The organism is Acetobacter fabarum (assembly GCF_040702925.2).
Classification (GTDB): Bacteria; Pseudomonadota; Alphaproteobacteria; order Acetobacterales; family Acetobacteraceae; genus Acetobacter; species Acetobacter fabarum_B.
Genome location: NZ_JBFCXX020000030.1, coordinates 1 through 19,157 on the forward strand (window position 1 = coordinate 1; position 19,157 = coordinate 19,157).

Here is a 19,157-nt window from a genome sequence, read left to right on the forward strand (position 1 = left end):
AGACAGTCTCTCGCAGACCGGAACATCATCGCCTGTATTCCGCCGAAGAAGAACAGGACATCAAAGCCACCTTACAACTGGCATCTGTATAAAAAGCGCCACCTCATCGAAAACATGTTCGCAAAGCTGAAAGACTGGCGACGGGTGGCAACACGATATGACCGGTGCGCTCATACCTTCATGTCCGTAATCCACATCGCAGCAAGCGTCATCTTCTATCTTAAAGAATGAGTCCTGAGCCTAGGAAGCGGAGGCAATACAGGGCCAGGTAAAGGAATAGAAGGCACAAAGAGAAAGACTTTTGATGGAAATTTAAACGTAAATGGTGTGGCGTCCGCCCTCATAGACCTGCAGAGCTCAACAAGCCAGTCTGCTATTGGTTCGAATATTGCTGTTCAAGCCGGTTCAACCTCAGGCGCTCTGCTTCGTGATCCAGCGTCAGCAAATCATGCGCTGAATAATAATTTTGAAGAAAACGAAGCCGGAGAAATCCTTTCCTTAACGAATAGTTTCGAAAATTCGGTCAGAAATGCACATACTGAGTTACAGAATGCAAAGAAAATGATGACCAACCCAAATCTAACGGATGAAGAAAGAGCAAAAAATGATGCAAAATAGTAGTGTCAAAAGAATATTTTTTGCCTTACTCTCTATGTTACTGTTGAGCTGCTGTGTGCATCCCGCGCCACCCAAAATACCATTCAACAGTAATGAAGTCGCATGGGCCAAAAAACCCGGGCATGCGACCATTAAAGGATGCGTCAGTGGTGCCGAATTTACAAAATATCGTTATTATCAAATTTTTGAGGGAGTTACGGAATCTTCTCCAATAGAAAGTTCATTCAAGGAAGTTCCTCAGCAAAACTTCACAATAGATCTCCTTCCAGAAAGTGCGTATATGCATGTTTTGGCTGACAAAATGGGGGTTTATAGTATTCGGCTCAATGATTATAAGAACGTAAATGATTCTCGCTGGGTTGATCCATCAGTATTGCCTTTCATTCCTCACCTTTCCTGCCCGGCCGCGGGGCCCAGCATTTGTCCATCTGTTGGTCATTTTGTCTTTTCTAATCTTCCCGCAGGAAACTGGTACATTGTGGTGGCATATAATGATACACCAAAGCAGAGAGGCCAAATTGCGTTGATGCAAAAAATAACTACCATTGAAGGGCAGACTGTTCCTTATGTGTCATGGTTTGGAGTACGTAGTATCAAGAAATGTTCGCCATAGTCTAGGCTCAGGACCTATGGATTTGATTGTGGAAATCTGTTTCAGGTTCTGTGAGGAGACTAAAGATGAGCAATCTGTTTGGCTGACGGACGAACAAATGGAGCGTCTGCAGCCGCTCGTTCCCACGAGCCATGGCAAACCTCTCGTCGATGACCGTCGTGTGCTGAACCGCATCATTTTTGTGAACCGCGATGGTATGCGCTGGCGTGATGCATCCCGGGAATACGGTCCACACAAGACGCTCTAAAACCGCTGGAAGCGTTGGGGCGACATGGGCATTTTTATGCGGATGATGGATGGCCTGTCTGCCGCGAAAACCGAACCTCAGACGATTATGATTGATGCGATGTATCTCATGGTGCACCGCATGGCTTCGAGCCTGCAGCTATAAAAGGGGATTCAGGCCGCCTGACCGGTCACACCAAAGGCGGTATGAATACCAAACTGCATGCGGCCGCCGATCAGAACAGATGACCGCTGAGCTTTTTCATGACTGTGGGGCTGATCAGCGATTATACCGGTGCCGCTGCTTCGCTGGACAGTCTTCCTGCAGCACAACAGGTGCAGGGAGATCGCAGGTATGACTCCGACTGGTTCAGGGACACCCTGAAAGAAAAAGATATAAAGCCCTGCATTCCAGGACGCAAATCTCGCGGAAAATCGGTCAAATGCAATAAGAGAAAATATAAACGCCGCAATCGCAGCAAGATCATGTTCAGACGAATCAAGAACTGGCGGTAGGTCGCAACCCGCTACGACAGACGCCCAACTGTCTTCTTTTCAGTCATCTGTCTCGCCGCAACCTTCATCTTCTGGCTATATGTCCTGATTCTAGGCTCAGGACTCATTCTTTAAGATAGAAGATGAAGCTTGCTGCAATGTGGATTGCGGACATGAAGGTATAAGCGCACCGGTCATATCGGGTCGCAACACGTCGTCAGTCTTTCAGCTTTGCGAACATGTTTTCGATCAGATGGCGCTTTTTATACAGATGCCAGTTGTAAGGCGGCTTTGATTTCCTGTTCTTTTTCGGGGGAATACAGGCAGTGATATTGCGTTCTGCAAGCGATAACCTGATCTGGTTGTTGTCGTAGCCTCTGTCCCCGATGTTTCCTTCTGTCTCATCGGGGAGGTCTGCCAGAAGCACGTCTGCGCCTCTGAAGTCACTGACCTGTCCCGCAGTCAGATGAAGGCGGACAGGTCGGCCCTGATCATCGCACACGGCATGAAGTTTTGAGTTCAGGCCGCCTTTTGTCCGTCCGATATGGCGGGGAAAAGCCCCTTTTTGAGCAGGGACGCCGATGTCCGGTGTGCCTTGAGGTGTGTTGCATCGATCATCAGGCGCTTTGAACAGCCAGCCTGTTCTGTCAGGGCAACAAAAATCCTGTCAAAAATACCCAGGCGGCTCCACCGGATAAAGCGATTATACAAAGTCTTGTGCGGACCATACGCTTTCGGGGCGTCTTTCCACTGAAGACCATTACGGATGACATAAACGATCCCGCTCAGAACACGCCGGTCATCCACGCGTGGCACTCCGTGCGCCAGAGGGAAAAACGGCTCAATCCGCTCCATCTGCCTCTCAGACAGCATAAACACATTACTCACAGGCCCACCCTCCATCGTTAAACCTGTGAATCACAACCTCTCGCCCAATTCAATAAATTAATAGGTCCTGAGCCCAGGGCGACACGCAGGGTGCTGTCGCGGCGCCTGTCGAACAAGATGGACGTAGAATTCTGTATCGAGGTGCAATAAAATGCCCTCACGCGTTATGGTGCTCCGGACATTTTCAATTCTGACCAGAAGCAGAGGGCCCAGTTTATGACGCCCCGTTTCATCGGACACCTGAAAAGCGTCAGATCCGCATTAGCATTGACGGGCGCGGGTGATGGCTGGACAATGTTTTTATCGGGCGGTTGTGGCGGTCTCTGAAATACGAATGCGTCTACCTGCATGCATTTGAAACCGGATCAGAACTTCGGATGGGGCCTGCGAAATGGATCGCTCATGATAACGGGCAAAGTCCGTATACGGCCCTGAGTAGACATACACCTGATGAGGCTATAATGATGCGCTAACGCCATCTGGTCCGGGGTTAACTTCGGACCAGATGGACAACAGCAGCGCCGTCAAAATGGCGGCATAACAACAACTGGATATAGCTTATCAAGCCCACAAAACTGTCCTAACAGGCGGGGATACTTCTGAATATTATATATTTAATGTATATCCATATGTGTAGAGGAATAAATATCGCGCAATTAGTAGTGTAATAGGTATTGTTATATTAACGTTAATTAATAATTATATGTATTTATACGCATACTCTTCATTATTTGATTTAATGATATTGTTTTTATAAAAATATAAATTACGCGGAATTTTTTATTTTATAATAAAATTATGTGGATCTTTCCAAGATATTCAATTAAGAAGATTTTTCTTATTTCTCTTTATAAACAGTATAGGTGGATATGGAAGATGTTAAATATGTTAAATAGCGTACGAGCACTTAAGTGTGTTGGTATTTTTTTAATATCTATTATATCTTTTGTATATGTTATTAGTTTTTTTCTAATACCATTTTCTGATTGGGATACTGTATTTTATCCTTTAGTCGGTAAAGGGATATTTCAATATCATATCCTTCCATATGGTTACATATTTGAGCATAAGCCATATCTTGTGTACGTTTTTTACTACGTGTGGTGTAAAATAGAATTTTTTTTAAATGGTAGATTTGCTATACTTTCTCTTATTAGCTTATTGATAACTTCAGGATTATTAAGTAAATTTTACAAAACCAGATTTTTACAAACATTTATTAATGTGTTTTTCGGAGGAACACTAGGTGCATACCTATCTGGAAATACAGAAGTTATACAAATACCAATAACATTGGCTTCTGTTATTTTCCTTACGCTGGGCATAGAGAGGAAGAAAAATTCATATTTAATTATATCTGCACTTCTTGCGTCTATTGTAATTAATGTAAACTATCTATCTGGCTGTGTGCTTGCGCCAATATTTTTATATTTTGTCATATCGAAATCTCTGTCAATTAATAATTCTATTGTTATCATAGGTTCCGGATTTATTAGTATCGCTCTTATTTTTATGCCTTTTTTAATTTCTGGGCATGGACAACTTCTAACATATTTTTCTATGCAACACCATTTTCTCCAAAATTACAGTGCAAGCATGTCAGAACGTTTACTCACTGTGAAAATGGTTATCATTAAGATATCATTGATTTATCCAATACTTATTATTTGGTTTAAAAATAAAAATATTTTTTGGAATAATATGCGTGCTCGTATATTGACGCTATGGTTTTCATTTTCTGTAATAGCCGCTATTATGTCAGGTCATGATTACGACCACTATACATCTCTTTTTCTTATTCCAGCTATGGCGATAGCGGCAAACTTACACAAATATAGAAAGATATCATCTGTTTGGATTATGTTACCTTTTTATCTATTTTCCGTTATTTACATGATTTCAGCAACAGTACACAATATTAATAGCATGAAAGGTATAGAACGAACGAATCCTGCATTAATTTCAAAAATAGTAGGAAACAAAAAAGTTTTAAATATTCGGTCAGATCATTCTCTATATTATCTTGCAAACCTAGAAACATTTGATCCTTTCCTTTTTAATGACCATATTGATATTTTCTTTGGAAAAAATGCAGAAGAACATTACATGCAAGATTTACGCCAAAAGCCAGATTTCGTGCTGATGCCGTTTCTAAGTTGTGACATAGTCGATGGCGGTGGTATAAATAATAATAAAGATAATATTTGCATGTGGATGAATAAAAATTACCATATTGTTTATGAAGCCTACAACCATAAGTATCCGTCACATATAACAAATAAATATTTTAAGCTTTATGAAATAAATAAATAGATTTATTTCATAAAATATCAGCCCTCCTATTCTCCTTTTAGAAGAATAGGAGGGCTGAACACAAGATTCACACTTGGAACATAACGGTTGCAGCTCACTTATCATGTACCTGGTATACGTATTGCGTTGCCTCTGTTTGGGCTGAGTATTGTTCTGACAATACTGATTATGAATTTTTATGGAATGGAGTTTTCAGGATTCCTTATAGAAATAAAGAAGAGACCTAGAGAGGCCGTTATGGACTGTATGATTTTTCTTAAAATAACCTTGTTATTTTTTTGCAGCGTCAGTCGTATCTCCTTTGTCGTCGTGTTTTTCCGGGGAAATGTTTGTATGCAACAATGCTGGTATCGCAAATAAATACTGGTTTTATATGAATGAAAAAGCACAACTGGATCAACATATAAACCAGAAGTATATGATAAAATTTATAATACTTTCATGCATGACGATTCTGAAACTGTCGACCCCAAAAAAGATCAATGTATGTGAATAGAAGGGAAGGATTTAAGATTTTTCACAAGAAATGTATTTTCCGCTTTGGCTGTAACTGATGGTGTGCCTAATATATAGTTCAAAAAGCAAATCTTATTTTGGTTGGATTAATTCTAAATTTTCTAGTTCTTTCAAAAAGAATATTTATAAAAATCAGGATTAAAAAAATAAACCCCAGATTTTTTTTAGGAGGTCTTCATCTTCTACAAAACCCTGGGCAGATAGTTTGCCTCTAATATCCCTCCTGTTCTGATTTTCTACTTTTTTCATGTCGTTCAGGTTCACGTCATTTTCCCCTGTTATGAAGCTTATGACTTTCAACAGGGTGATTATGAACGTGACTGTAAAACGAGGACAGGCAAATACCGCAAACCAGTTCGCCCGTTATGGGGTCATGATCCTGTGTCTGGTTTGTGTAAGTCTCCAATCCGTCCATGCGGACGATGCCGCAGATGATATTTGCAAAACTGCCGGGCAGGGCATTGGCCTTCATATTGATGGCACTTATGGTGGTTATCCTTTTTCCGTATTGCGTGATGCGGTATTGGGTGGTGTGGCCTGTCCATCCGACGCACTGCAATTGCAGGCATTTGCGGTTATAGCCGTCCCGCCCCCACATCTGCGTATCACCGTCATGCGACCTTTGGGGCAAGGGCAGCAGGGTACAATCTCTGCCATGCTCTATGCTCAGGGACGCTTTGTTATCGGGGAGCGGATGTCTCTCTCCTCTTTTTCCCGCACACAATCTCCGGCTTCAGTCAAGGCAGACATAAACCTCGTCACCACGAATTTATGGACCGATCTGGCGGCGCGCATCACACATCACAAGCCCATTATTCCTCAGTGATTGCGCCATGAGTCATCCAACGTGGTCCTTCCTCTTTGTGGGGGTGGCTTTCTGGATTGCGGGCATGTCTTCCCTAGAGGCCCAGACATCCCAGAAAATGTTATCCTTTCATGATGCGGTCAGCATGGCCTGGAGCATTGACCCCGTGCGTAAGGCACTTCAGGTGGGGCATCATTCCGCCAAAGCGCGTGCCAGTGCTGCTGGCTCCTGGTTTGCGGGCGGGCCAACACTCTCGGGCGAGTATCTGGATGATCATGCTATAGGCAGTAATGAAGGATACACAACCTATCAGGGTGGTCTGTCCGTACCGCTCTGGCTGCCGGGGCAAGGCAGCGCCACCCGCGAGGTCGCGGGTGCGGAATCTGAATCCATTAATGAGCAGCTCAATGTCGAGCATATGGTGCTTTCGATCAAAGTGCTGGACGCCGCCGCCGCATTGCAGATCGCGCAGGCGCGCCTGCATGTAGCAAATGCGCTGTACAGCGCCACAAGCCGGATCAACCAGAATGTGACGCACGCAGTGCATGCAGGCGAACTGGCTCTTTCTGACAGCCAGATGGCACAGGCAGGAATGGAAAATGCCCGCAATGAACAGACCCTGGCGCAAGAGTCCATGAATAATGCTCTTGCCGAGCAGGAAGTCCTGCTGGGGCGCGCCAGTGAAGTGGATTTCAGTAGTGGTGATGGGCTGGCACATGCACGTTTTGTGGACTCTCATGATATGGAAGAGAACGACCCGCGCATAAAAGTCGTGCGCCATAATGTTGAGGCAGCGGAAGCAAACATGAAGCTGGCGCGCCGGTCTTTTATGCCTAATCCCGAAATTGGCATTGATGCCATCCATGAAAAACAATACGGCAGCCCCTGGGATGACCGTGTTGGTATCAACTTCAGTGTTCCGTTGCCGAGTGAAGTGCGTAATACGCCCATTATGTCCGAAGCCAGCAACCGGCTGGCCACGGCCAATAGTGAGGAAATACAGGCGCGCCGTATGGTGCATCTGGAAATTACGCGGGTCCGCGAGCGTCTCATGGCGGCAGCAACCGCCCGGCAGACCATGCGCACAGCCGCAGACAGTCTGGAAAAACGTGCCGTGGCGCAGGAACGGGCATGGCAGGTTGGTGAGGTCACCTTGAATATGGCCCTGCAGGCCCGGCAGGAAGCCTGCAACGCCCAGATGGCCAGTGCGCGGGCAGACATAGAATGGCGCGTTGCAACCATCCGCATGCTGCTTGCCATGGGCGTTGTGCCATGAAAAAACTTTTGCTCCTTTGCTTTGCAAGCGCCTTCCCGCAGTTTGTCGCCTGTGCCGCAGAACAGGCATTACCGGCCGATATCTCTCTTGATGCTGCGGCAGTCAGCCATGAAGGGATTACGGTCTTTACCGTTGAATCTGGCATGGTTTTTCCAACCATACCGGTCGTCTGTCAGGTCATGCCTGACACCACGCGGCTTGTGCACATTCACCCCGCAGGCAATGGTAAGGTGCTCGCGGTGCTGGTCCAGCCCGGAACACATGTGCGCTACGGACAGCCATTACTGCGTTATCAGGACCATTCCTTGCATGTCGCCCAGTTGCAGGACGCACAGACACAGGCAGCCCTGAATGCTGCCATTGCAGCACAGCATGATGCGGCACAGGCTGTACAGCGTGCACAACTTCTAGCGGGGCAGGCCGTATCCATTGCCGAGTTACACCGCAGACAGGATGCGCTGGCGCAGGCCAATGCCAATGTGCGGACCCGTCAGGCCGATGCCGATACGCTGGGCCATCGCTTCAAGGAGGAGTTCAACTCGGTTTCGGAACAGGGCGCACGTAAAGGCCGGGACGAAACGTCCACCCTGATTGCCCCTGTGGATGGAGTGGTGCAGACACTGGATGTTAGCGTTGCGGCGGACCTTTCTCCCGCACAGGATGTCATGACACTGGCGGACCTTTCCTCCGTATGGATCGTCTCCGATGTGACGCCGGAGCAGGCAGCGCACACTCAGCCCGGTGCCCGGCAGAGCACGGAGACAACAGCAGGGCCGGTTATCTCACGCATCAATACGGTAGGCGCAATGGCCAGTCCCCTTACGGGGCTGGTCAGGCTGATCAGCATTGTACCCAACCCGACTGGTACACTGGTGCCCGGTATGGTGCTCAATGGAACACTTTCCGAAAAAGACGGTGTCCGGGGGCTTGTCGTGCCCTCCGAAGCCATACAGAAAATTGCTGGCCAGTCCGTTGTGTTTGTCCAGAAAGACAACACACATTACCGTCCGGTTATGGTGGATGTCGCCATGGACAATGGTGAGCAGGCCGTTATCCACGCAGGGCTGAAGGAAGGGGAACATGTTGTAGCCCATGGCAGCTTTGCATTGCGCTCCGTTGTGGAACTGGCCGGAATGGACGCGGACTGATGGTACGCAAATACCTGCACGCGCTGCTGCGCAGCCGTCTGCTGGTCATGGGAGGGCTGGGCCTGTTCATGGCTGCCGGGGTTATGGTGGTCATGGGTCTGCCGGTGGAGGCCGTGCCCGACATTTCACCCAAGCAGGTCCTTGTGTCCGTTGTCGCTCCCGGCCTTGCGACCGAAGAGGTGGAAAAACTGATTACATTCCCCGTGGAAACGAGCATGACCGGCATTCCCGGCATGACGGATCTACGCTCTGTTTCCCGCAGTGGGGTTTCGGTCGTTTACGCACAGTTCGCTGATGATACGGACATCAACCTCGACCGCACACGTGTTAATGAACGTATCCAGCAGGCCCGTGCGACCATATCTGTTCCCGGTATTACACTCAGCATGGGGCCACTTGCTACCGGCATGGGTGAGATCATGCAGTTCCAGATCAAGGGAGCGGGACGTTCACTTACAGAACTGAACCGCCTGATGAACTGGGTAGTGGTGCCCCAGATGCGTCTGGTGCCCGGTGTGGTGGATGTAAACGTGAACGGGGGTGGCGAGGAAACATATGAGGTCACGCTGGATCAGGCACGGCTGATTGCCAGCAATCTTTCTGCTGGAGACGTCTACCGCGCTGTGGATGGCAACAACGCCGCATCTGGTGGCGGGTGGATTACACACCATGCCGAACAGCAGATTGTTGTCGGTCGTGGGCTGGTGCGCAGCCTGAGTGATTTTGGAAACATCCCGGTCCGGAGCAATAGCGATGGTTCCATCCTGCGGCTGCGGGACCTTGGGCATGTAGGCATGGGAATGCGCACCCGCCTTGGTGCAGTCACCCGCGACGGACAGGGTGAAATCGTCATTGGTGTGGTGATGATGGAAAGCGGGGCAAGCTCGAATGCAACGCTGGCTGCCATAAAAGATGCCCTGCCGCGCATCCGGCAGTCCCTGCCGGAAGGCGTTACGCTTGACCCCTATTATACACGCGCCACACTGACCGACACAACCATTGCCACAGTGCGTGACAACCTGCTTATGGGGGCCGTGCTGGTGCTGGGCGTGCTGGTTGTTGTGATCGGCAACTGGCGGGCAGCTCTGGTTATTGCATCCGTTATTCCGGTAGCTCTTGTCACAACCATGGCTGGCATGCGGTATTTTGGCATTTCAGCCAATCTTCTGAGCCTCGGCGCCATTGACTTCGGCATGATTGTTGATGGCTCTCTTGTTGTTGTCGAGCATATTCTCGCACGGCGGGAAGAAGAACCTGATGTGGACTTCACGGCTCTGGTTATCTCATCCGTACAGCAGGTCATACGCCCGGTAGGGTTTGCCATACTGGTCATCATCATGGTGTATCTGCCGGTGCTTACGTTGCAGGGTATAGAAGGGCATATGTTTCGCCCTATGGCGCAGACTGTCATTATGGCGCTTCTGGCTTCCCTGCTGTACTGCTTTACCTGTGTTCCCGTTCTTTCCGTTTTGCTGCTGGGGCGCGTGCACCCTAAAGGCGAGACGTATCTGATAACCACCCTGCGCGCCCCATACGCCACTATGGTCAAATGGGGCAAAGGCCACCCCCGCATTCTGTTTGGTGGCACTCTGGCCATTCTGGTGCTCTCCGCCGGATTGGCAATGCGACTGGGTGGAGAGTTTATTCCCCAACTGGATGAGGGGGCTCTAACAGTAACAACAACGCGCCTTCCCTCGGCATCCTTAAACACGGTGCTTGCATCAGTCTCTTTGCAAGAGCAGATCCTCCGCCGTTTTCCTGAGGTCAAGGCCGTGGTCAGCAATACCGGCACCTCCGCCATTCCAACCGACCCGATGGGCGTGAATGAAACAGACAGTTTTATTTTCCTCAATGACCCTTCAACCTGGAAAACAGCGCACACTCAGGCCGGGCTGGTTGCCGCAATGGATGAAACCCTGCGGCGGGAACTCCCCGATGCGCTTTACTCATGGAGCCAGCCTGTCCAGATGCGTATGGACGACCTTCTATCGGGTGTCAGAACCCAGATTGCCGTTTCCATTTATGGTGACAACCTGCAAACCCTTGCCAGATTAGGCGATCAGGTGGCTGCGGCCATGTCTGGCGTGCAGGGAGCAGCAGACGTGGCTCCTGCGGGTGATGGCACCGTGCCGCTGATTGTCATTGACGTGGATCGCATTCAGGCGGCCAGCCGTAATGTTGCCATGCAGGATATTCTGGATACGGTAGAAGCCGTAGGTGGCCACATAGGACGCCCCGTGACTGTTGGTAATGCTATGATCAGCACTCAGGTCCGGTTTGATGCCCGCCAGGTCGCGTCTATTGCTGCCATCAGCACACTGCAAATCCGGCGGGCTGATGGTCTGGGGCGTGTCATGCTGTCACAGGTTGCGCATGTGCACGAGGTGGACGGCCCGCCACGTATCAGCCGGGACAGGGTGCGCAGGCGCATGGTCATACAGGCCAATGTCAGGGGCAGGGACCTTGCTTCCTACGTGGCGCAGGCACAGGCCCGCGTCAGGCAGGAGGTCAAACTCCCCGCAGGTTATACAATGGAATGGCAGGGGCAGTTCCAGAACCTGCAATCCGCCACACGTCGGCTGGAGCTTGTTCTGCCCATTGCTCTGGGGCTGATCTTTGCGTTGCTGGTTCTCGCGTTTGGTGCTCTGCTTCCGGCCCTGCTCGTGTTTATCAACCTGCCAGTGGCTGCAACCGGCGGCGTTATTGCCCTCACACTCAGGGGAATGCCGTTCAGTATTTCCGCGGGTATCGGGTTCATTGCCCTGTTTGGCGTTGCTATTCTCAATGGTGTTGTGCTGGTCAGTGAAATATCAGCTTTGCGCGCCAGAGGCATGCAGGTTGCCCAGGCTGCTTTCAGGGCTGCCCAGTCGCGCTTCCGGCCGGTCATGGCTACGGCTCTTGTGGCAAGCCTCGGATTTTTCCCTATGGCGTTTTCCCAGAGTGCCGGAGCAGAAGTTGAACGGCCATTGGCCAGTGTTGTCATCGGCGGGCTTGTATCCTCCACTCTGCTGACGCTTCTGGTGCTCCCCTTGCTATATGCCCGGACCGTGCGGGAAAAGGAGCAGAGTTAATGCGTATCCTTATCGTTGAAGATGAACAGGATCTAGGCGCGGCGGTACAGGAACGGATTGGTCTGGAAGGGCATGCCGTGGACTGGTTCATGACACTGGAGGACGCCCGGGCAGCCCTTGCTGCGGTAGAGTATGACTTCATTTTGCTGGATATGGGATTGCCAGATGGCCATGGACGCGAATTACTGCGTGAAATCCGCCAGACATCGCGTAATGTTGCCATCCTGATTACCACAGCAGAAGACCAGATTAGTGACCGGATTACCGGCCTGTCTGATGGGGCGGATGATTATATTGTCAAACCATATGATCTGAACGAACTGGTCGCGCGGATTGCGGCTGTCGCGCGCAGATATGTTGCACCCCGTAAGCAGGTGATCCATCACCTTGGTGAACTGACCATTGACCGCGAAAACCAATCTGTCTCACGCAATAACCAGAGACTGGATCTGACCGCTCGTGAGTGGGCTATCATGGAACTGCTGTCGCGTAATCCGGGCAGGATTTATTCGCGCCAGCAGATTGATACTGCACTCTACGCCCTCGATCATGAGGTGGACAGTAACACCGTGGAGGTTTTTATCAGCCGTCTACGCAGAAAAATAGGGAATACAGTCATACGAACCATACGTGGCCGTGGGTACTGCCTGAATGACAAGAAGCACAACGCATGAAAAGCTGGAAGCTTTCAACACGCATTGTCAGCGGCATATTGATGGTGGTCATGCTGGGCATGCTGCTGCTGAGCACGGCCGTGGGCGGGTTTACCCGCTATGAGGTGACGGAAAGACTGGATAATTCCTTGCAGGAAGTTTCTGAACGCCTGCAGACAATTGTAGCGGACCGGATACGCAACCAGACCTCCGTTTCCGTCGCATGGTTGCCAGAAGTTGGCCCCCGGACACTGGCCTATCAGGTGCTGGATGATGCAGGGCATGTTGTGCTGCGCTCCCAGAATGCCCCCACCACTCCGTTTGTGCAGGATGGCAAGGTCGGGTTTGTCAACGTGGCGCAGTTTCGTGTTTATGTTGCAGCCCCCTCGGCTGATCACTACCATGTTCTTGTGGGGGAGCCTATGTTCCACCGGCGGGAGGCCGTCCGCCGGGCAATCATGATTTCCATTGTCCCGATGCTGCTTTTTATGCCGGTCATCTGGCTGCTGGTGCGCCTGATTGTGCATCGGGCCCTGCGCCCCATGGACCGTCTGCACGATGAAATGCGCGCCCGTGGGAGCGGGAACCTCCGTCCCATTCTCTCCCTGAACCTGCCAGATGAGCTGCTCCCCATCCAGCGTTCCGTCAACACGCTTATGGAACGACTGGAAACTGCCTTATCGACTGAACGTGCTTTTGCCGCCAGTGCAGCACATGAACTTCGGAACCCACTGGGTGCACTTATGGCGCAGGTGCAAATGCTTGGCCGCATGCTCCCCGCTGGCTCGGAACTGGAGGAGCGGGTGGAACTCATCGCCAGCCGGACCCGCAGACTGGCCCGGACTGTAGAAAAACTGCTGCAATTATCACGCGCATCCTCCGGTATTGCATTCCGCCGAGACCGTTTTGATCTTTTGGCTGTCATACATGTTCTGGTCGATGACCTTTCCTGCAACGTGTATGGTGATGTGCAGATTATTTTAAAAACAAACGAAATATCAAAAATATTTGTCTATGGCGACATGGATGCCACGGGTATTCTGATCCGTAATCTTCTGGAAAATGCCCTGCTGCACCGTCATGCGGCAACACCTGTTATTGTAACGGTTTTGCCCGATGGTTGCATTGACATTACAAATGATTGTGTTGCTTTACCTCCAGAAACTCTGGCCAGATTGACAAATCCGTTTGTACGGGGTGCTCATGCAGTGCATGGTAGTGGGCTGGGGCTGGCTATTGCCAGTAATATTGCCAAACAAATGGACGCTACACTCTTGCTATGCTCTCCTCTTGTCGGAACAACACGTGGTTTTGGTGTTTCCATCTGCTTTCCGGATCTGGAAATCCAGAATGAAGAACAGGGTGATTGAGACAGGCGGCCAACAGTCATGCCTGATCAGGACATGATCATTCTGCTCCTGACTTTTCCTCGCAAACGAATCCCGACCAGAGAACTGGTGGCCTGTATATACTCACTCCCATATCCGCTGCCACTGGGTTAAAGGCAGGAACCGCAAACACGCAAAAGACCGGTAACATCTCTACATATCCACATTACAAAAGTGCTTTTTCTCACTTCCGTGGTCTGAATTAATAAACCCCAATCTTTGTACAAGCATATTGTGTGTTGATAAATAATGCTGTAGATTTCTATTATAAATAATAACAGATCAGTATGTAAGTTTTTCACAATAACTTCTTATATTAAAGAAAATAATTCACAAAATAATAAGTAGTTGTTTGCGTGCGGCCTTCATACAGAAACTGGAATAAAATCAATCATGACTGGGTTACAAAATAAATGGCAGCTTACCTGCACTGACTATCGGACAACCTTGCAACAATGGCGGTTTGTAGCATGACCAGTCCGTGCAAGATCCTGATGATCTTTCCGCTTTTCAACGCAGGGTCATTCTGGAATTACAAGGAAACCTGTGCTCTGACCGGTGCACGCTACCCGGCCGCACCGCTCGGTCTCATTACCGTTGCGGCCTTGCTCCCTGAAAATTGGGAAGTAAGGCTGGTCAACCGTAATACCGAAGAACTGGCCGATACGGATCTTGACTGGGCGGATATCGTGATGACTGGTGGCATGCTGCCCCAACGCAATGATACTCTCTTTCTGATCGAGATGTGTCGCACCCATGGTAAACCAGTAGTGGTCGGTGGGCCGGATGTCACGTCCAGTCCTTCCCTCTACAGCACTGCCAACTTTCAGGTGCTGGGCGAAGCTGAGGAAATCATGGCCGACTTTATCACTGCCTGGCAACGTGGTGAAAGACGCGGTACATTCAAAGCTCCAATGGGCAAAACAGATGTTACAAAAAGCCCTCTCCCCCGTTTTGACCTGCTGAAACTCAACCAGTACCTGCATGTTGGTATTCAGTTTTCGCGGGGATGTCCGTTCAGCTGCGAATTCTGTGATATTATTGAACTGTATGGCCGGGTCCCCCGTACCAAAACCAATGCGCAGGTCATAGCTGAACTTGATGCCTTGTACACGCTTGGCTATCGTGGACATGTGGATTTTGTTGATGATAACCTTATTGGTAACAAAAAAGCATTAAAGACATTCCTGCCAGATCTCAAACGCTGGCAAAAAAAGAAAAACTTCCCCTTTGAATTTTCAACTGAAGCATCGATCAATCTTGCTGATGATCCTGAGCTGTTGCGCAGCCTGTCTGACACCAACTTCTTTGCTATTTTTGTTGGGATAGAAAGCCCGGATACGGATTCCCTTGTGCTGATGCAGAAAAAGCAGAACACGCGGCGCAGCCTGCAACAAAGCATTGAAACAATCCACGGGGTCGGGATTTTCGTTAATGCGGGGTTCATTGTCGGGTTTGATAGTGAAAAAGACAGTGTAGCCCAAGGTATGATTGACTGCATTGAAGAAACATCAATCCCGGTCTGTATGGTCGGCCTGCTGTATGCCTTGCCCACAACCCAGCTAACACGCCGTCTATTGGCCGAAGGGCGTCTTTTTTCCGGCGATGAACAAACACTGTCTGGAGATCAATGCACGGCAGGTCTGAATTTTAAAACAAAGCGTCCACGTCAGGATATATTAAACGACTACAGGACTGTTCTGGCAACAATCTATGCACCAGCAGCTTATTTTGGGCGCGTACGCAGACTTGGCCGGATGTTAAGGCGTGAACGCGCCCACAGGATGATAAAGGGAGATCTGCGCAGCTTTGTCCGGCTTATCACCCGTATTCATCAAGCAGGACCGGGCACTGCCGGGTCATTCTGGCGCATGTTGCTGGACTGCGCCTTGCATAACCCAAAAGCCTTGCCGTACGTTATTATGACAAGCGCACTTTACTTGCACCTTGGTCCTTTTTCACGACAGGTCATTGCCGAAATTGACCGAGAAATTGCGGATATAGACCGTGGTCTCTGGCATGCACCGCCCCTTAAGCATCTCATTGAACCACAACTTATACCAGCCTGACCTGTTCGAAGAAGTAAGCGTGATGCAGCATCATTGTGGTATGTATTTTACGTTAAAGCGCCTTTTATACAAATTGCAGTGCACGGATATCATTCCGCTCATGAAAATATACCTGGAACTGATAAAATGGATATTTTTTTGATTTTACTATATTTTTTAAAGTAATATTTATTACAATCCACACTTTGTCAGTATCATCCGCTATTCCTGCTCCATGATCATGAACCTTATTGAAAGGCAGGCGGGCATTCCAGCTATATTAAACAGTATCACTCAAGTTCGCGCTCATAACATAACCACTCCCTCTGACGGTATGAAGCAGAGGGGGAGCATCCTGCCCCAGTTTTTCCCGCAGGCGACAAACATGTGTTTCAACAATATTTGTGCGAACCGGAAAATCCATATCCCAGACATCTTTCAGCAACATCTGGCGGGAAAGAACTGTTCCGGCATTACGCATAAAATATTCAAGGAGCTTGAACTCCTGTGGTTGCAGAAGAATTTTCTCTCCATTACGGGTCACTACCAGTGTCAGCAGATTCAGCTCTACATCATCTACATTCAGGGTTGCCGTATTCCGGAAAGAGGATATTCGGCGGAGCAGAACCTGCACACGTGCAACGAGTTCAGGCAAGGCAAAAGGTTTAACCATGTAGTCATCCGCACCATGCCGTAAACCGGCTACGCGGCTTGGCACATCGTCCATGGTGGTCAAGAACAGCACGGGTGTCATAATGTTCTGAGTGCGCATACGCATAAGAATGGTCAGCCCGTCCAGACCCGGCAACATCCGGTCCAGAATAATGATATCCCAAGGCCGGGAGAGCGCATAATGCGATCCGTCATTTCCGTTTGTCACGGAGACGACATCAATCCCGCTTTTTTCCAGTCCCTGTTGGAGGTAATCCGTCGTAACAGGGTCATCTTCAACCAAAAGCAGGCGGGAGCGTGTGACCGATGCCATGACTATAGACCAATCACCAGTTTTGCATCTTACTGAAAGCGACTCATTTCTGTCTTACGGTATCAGGATCAGTGCTCTATGGCACCATCTATGATACAAAACCGGTCATGATTGGGAATTTTTTAATTTATCAATCACTCTATCTGGGACACACCCTCTCCTGCATACCTTGCGAGATTACGGCAATGTGTCATTGTACTTCATGAGATTCAGGAACAAATCCTTCAAACGCCAGAGTGCCGCGGCACGGCGTATCATGGCCACAACATCGTTTCGTATTGTCACGCTGTTTACCGGTCTTTTTATACTGGGCGGCACGGTTATGACCGTAACATCCGGCCTTTACAGCCAGTCCACCCTGCGCCAGCAAATCCGTCAGGCGGTAGAAAACGAGGGTCACGAGACATTTGCAGATGCAGGCATGGCAGATGTACGTCACCTCCTGCCTGTTGTGCAGGGGCTGATCGAACATGAACCCGGCTTTCATTACCTTCTCCAAGACCCCGGTCAGGCAGTTGTTACGGGTAATATGCTGCGCCTGGAACCTATAGCAGGGGAACGCTGGCTAACCTGGTCCCACCGCCTGCCAAAGGAAGCAAACCAGAACATTGTTTACGGCATAGGCTACCTTCTGGATGATGGCGGTTATTACTTTGTAGGCATGGATGCCTCCCCCCTGACGCATCTACAGCATGCTTTGTGGACCACACTCCTATGGGGAGTTGCAGGTTTTGGGCTGATGGGAATGGCTGGTGGTCTTTTTCTGAGCAACCTGATTCTGAAGTGGATCGAAACCATAAACAGAACGGCGCGCAGCATTATGCAGGGGGACATGTCGCGCCGTATTCCCCTGCGTGGCACCAATGATGAGCTTGACCATCTCTCGGAAAGCCTCAATGCCATGCTTGATCGGAATGAACTCCTGATTGCCAGCCTAAAACAGGTTTCCAATGACATCGCACATGACATGCGCCGCCCATTGGCCCGCATGCGCCAGAACCTTGAACGCGCCAGTCTGGCCCGTTTACCGGCCGAAAACATGCAGGAGCAGGTCGAGCTTGCGATTATGGAACTGGATGCAGCACTGGAAATATTTTCCTCCCTGCTCAAACTCGCCCAGCTTGAAGCCGGTGCATGGAATAAGGAAATGGAACTTCTCGACCCTGCCCAACTGCTGGAATCCGTGCTGGAACCCTATCGTTCCGTCATAGAAGACCATGGACAGCACTTGCTCGCCCCACCCATGCCAGCCTGCCCTGCCATTATTGGGCATCCGGTGCTTTTGCGGCAGGCTTTTTCCAACCTGATTGAAAACGCCATACAGCACACCCCCAACCAGACCACCATGACAGCAGCCATTAAGGTAATGGACAACAATATCCACATAGAAATAACCGACAACGGCCCCGGTATTCCGGACGAGGCCATGCTGCGGGTTTTTGATCGTTTTGTCCGGCTGGATACAAGCCGCACGCATGATGGCAATGGACTTGGGCTAAGCATGGTCAAAGCGATCATACAACTGCATGCAGGCACAATTACCCTGCGCGATAATAAACCCGGTTTGCGGTGCATGATCTCACTACCTATAAAAACACCATAAAAAATCATGATTTATCGTGGATGCTATTATGGATATCACCTATCCTAACCGCACTTTGGCAGAAGATTGGGGGATTGTAAGCTGACACCACCAGAGGCCTGAGCCAGATGTGGTGCACCACCTGCATTTTGAGACGCAATTGCATGCAGTCTCCCAATATGCAGGAACCAACATCCGGGGTCTGATAACCAATGTTCCTCTGGTTCCTTATTCTGGTTGCATCAACCGCAGCATTTGGCCTGAGCGCTGTATCCGGCGGTGGAGCAGGACTTATTCTGATACCCCTGCTGGGGTTGGCATTGCCGGGTAACCAAGTGCCTGCAACCCTGTCGATCGGCACAGCCGCCAGTTCCGCAGCCCGCATTCTCTCCTTCAGGCATGCAATCCGGTGGGACATTGTCCGTCATTTTGCTCCTACGGCATTACCGTTTGCAGGTGGAGGGTTCGAAGAACCCTCTGGTTTTGGGCCTTTTTCTGTGATTCCATCTCTTGTGTGATGACTGGAGGAGTGG

14 protein-coding genes and 3 pseudogenes are annotated in these 19,157 nt (G+C 49.6%); 15 read left to right on the forward strand and 2 right to left on the reverse strand.

What is annotated here, in order from left to right:
- The 4 genes and pseudogenes from AB2L51_RS13935 to AB2L51_RS13950 form a co-directional block, all read left to right on the forward strand.
- Positions 1–231 (forward strand): transposase (locus tag AB2L51_RS13935; RefSeq protein ID WP_400922434.1); only part of this gene is annotated, 231 nt, incomplete at its 5' end.
- 96 nt (positions 232–327) lie between these two features.
- Positions 328–618 (forward strand): hypothetical protein, encoded by a 291-nt coding sequence (locus AB2L51_RS13940; RefSeq protein ID WP_395582945.1) that lies wholly within the window; start codon positions 328–330, stop codon positions 616–618.
- Positions 605–1,231 carry a hypothetical protein gene (locus AB2L51_RS13945; protein WP_395582944.1) on the forward strand — a complete coding sequence of 209 codons (627 nt, stop codon included), beginning with the start codon at positions 605–607 and terminating at the stop codon, positions 1,229–1,231. The genes AB2L51_RS13940 and AB2L51_RS13945 overlap by 14 nt, the downstream gene beginning before the upstream one ends.
- 65 nt (positions 1,232–1,296) lie before the next feature.
- Positions 1,297–2,086 (forward strand): annotated as a pseudogene (locus AB2L51_RS13950) (IS5 family transposase).
- On the opposite strand, the pseudogene AB2L51_RS13955 reads toward AB2L51_RS13950, so the two are convergent.
- Positions 2,076–2,839 (reverse strand): annotated as a pseudogene (locus AB2L51_RS13955) (IS5 family transposase). The pseudogenes AB2L51_RS13950 and AB2L51_RS13955 overlap by 11 nt on opposite strands.
- Positions 2,840–2,917: 78 nt before the next feature.
- Here AB2L51_RS13955 and AB2L51_RS13960 point away from each other — a divergent pair.
- The 9 genes and pseudogenes from AB2L51_RS13960 to AB2L51_RS14000 all read left to right on the forward strand — a co-directional run.
- Positions 2,918–3,312: pseudogene (locus AB2L51_RS13960) on the forward strand (integrase core domain-containing protein); the annotation flags it as partial.
- A 412-nt stretch (positions 3,313–3,724) separates the two neighbouring features.
- A complete protein-coding gene (locus AB2L51_RS13965) occupies positions 3,725–5,152 on the forward strand; it encodes a glycosyltransferase family 39 protein (protein ID WP_395582941.1) in 1,428 nt (475 codons plus the stop codon).
- Between the two features lie 826 nt (positions 5,153–5,978).
- Entirely contained in the window at positions 5,979–6,494 is a 516-nt protein-coding gene (locus AB2L51_RS13970; RefSeq protein WP_400922439.1) for a hypothetical protein, read from the forward strand.
- 64 nt (positions 6,495–6,558) lie between these two features.
- Complete coding sequence (locus tag AB2L51_RS13975) at positions 6,559–7,749, forward strand: TolC family protein (protein WP_395582940.1); 1,191 nt, start codon at positions 6,559–6,561, stop codon at positions 7,747–7,749.
- The gene (locus AB2L51_RS13980) at positions 7,746–8,897 is read left to right on the forward strand and encodes an efflux RND transporter periplasmic adaptor subunit (protein WP_395582939.1); all 1,152 of its coding nucleotides are present in this window, start codon (positions 7,746–7,748) and stop codon (positions 8,895–8,897) included. Before AB2L51_RS13975 ends, AB2L51_RS13980 begins: the two co-directional genes overlap by 4 nt.
- On the forward strand, positions 8,897–11,968 hold the full coding sequence (locus tag AB2L51_RS13985) for an efflux RND transporter permease subunit (protein WP_395582938.1): 3,072 nt from the start codon (positions 8,897–8,899) through the stop codon (positions 11,966–11,968). The genes AB2L51_RS13980 and AB2L51_RS13985 overlap by 1 nt, the downstream gene beginning before the upstream one ends.
- The gene (locus AB2L51_RS13990) at positions 11,968–12,642 is read left to right on the forward strand and encodes a response regulator transcription factor (protein WP_395582937.1); all 675 of its coding nucleotides are present in this window, start codon (positions 11,968–11,970) and stop codon (positions 12,640–12,642) included. The genes AB2L51_RS13985 and AB2L51_RS13990 overlap by 1 nt, the downstream gene beginning before the upstream one ends.
- A complete protein-coding gene (locus AB2L51_RS13995) occupies positions 12,639–13,991 on the forward strand; it encodes a sensor histidine kinase (protein ID WP_395582936.1) in 1,353 nt (450 codons plus the stop codon). The genes AB2L51_RS13990 and AB2L51_RS13995 overlap by 4 nt, the downstream gene beginning before the upstream one ends.
- Before the next feature lie 488 nt (positions 13,992–14,479).
- The gene (locus tag AB2L51_RS14000) at positions 14,480–16,078 is read left to right on the forward strand and encodes a B12-binding domain-containing radical SAM protein (RefSeq protein WP_395582935.1); all 1,599 of its coding nucleotides are present in this window, start codon (positions 14,480–14,482) and stop codon (positions 16,076–16,078) included.
- A 259-nt stretch (positions 16,079–16,337) separates the two neighbouring features.
- Here the strand turns inward: AB2L51_RS14000 and AB2L51_RS14005 are convergent, their stop codons facing one another.
- Positions 16,338–17,042 (reverse strand): response regulator transcription factor, encoded by a 705-nt coding sequence (locus AB2L51_RS14005; protein WP_395582934.1) that lies wholly within the window; start codon positions 17,040–17,042, stop codon positions 16,338–16,340.
- Between the two features lie 202 nt (positions 17,043–17,244).
- Here AB2L51_RS14005 and AB2L51_RS14010 point away from each other — a divergent pair, with 202 nt between their 5' ends.
- Positions 17,245–18,645, forward strand: coding sequence for a sensor histidine kinase (locus AB2L51_RS14010; protein WP_395582933.1), 1,401 nt, complete (start codon positions 17,245–17,247; stop codon positions 18,643–18,645).
- A gap of 191 nt (positions 18,646–18,836) precedes the next feature.
- Entirely contained in the window at positions 18,837–19,142 is a 306-nt protein-coding gene (locus AB2L51_RS14015; RefSeq protein ID WP_395582932.1) for a hypothetical protein, read from the forward strand.
- Positions 19,143–19,157: the final 15 nt, after the last annotated feature.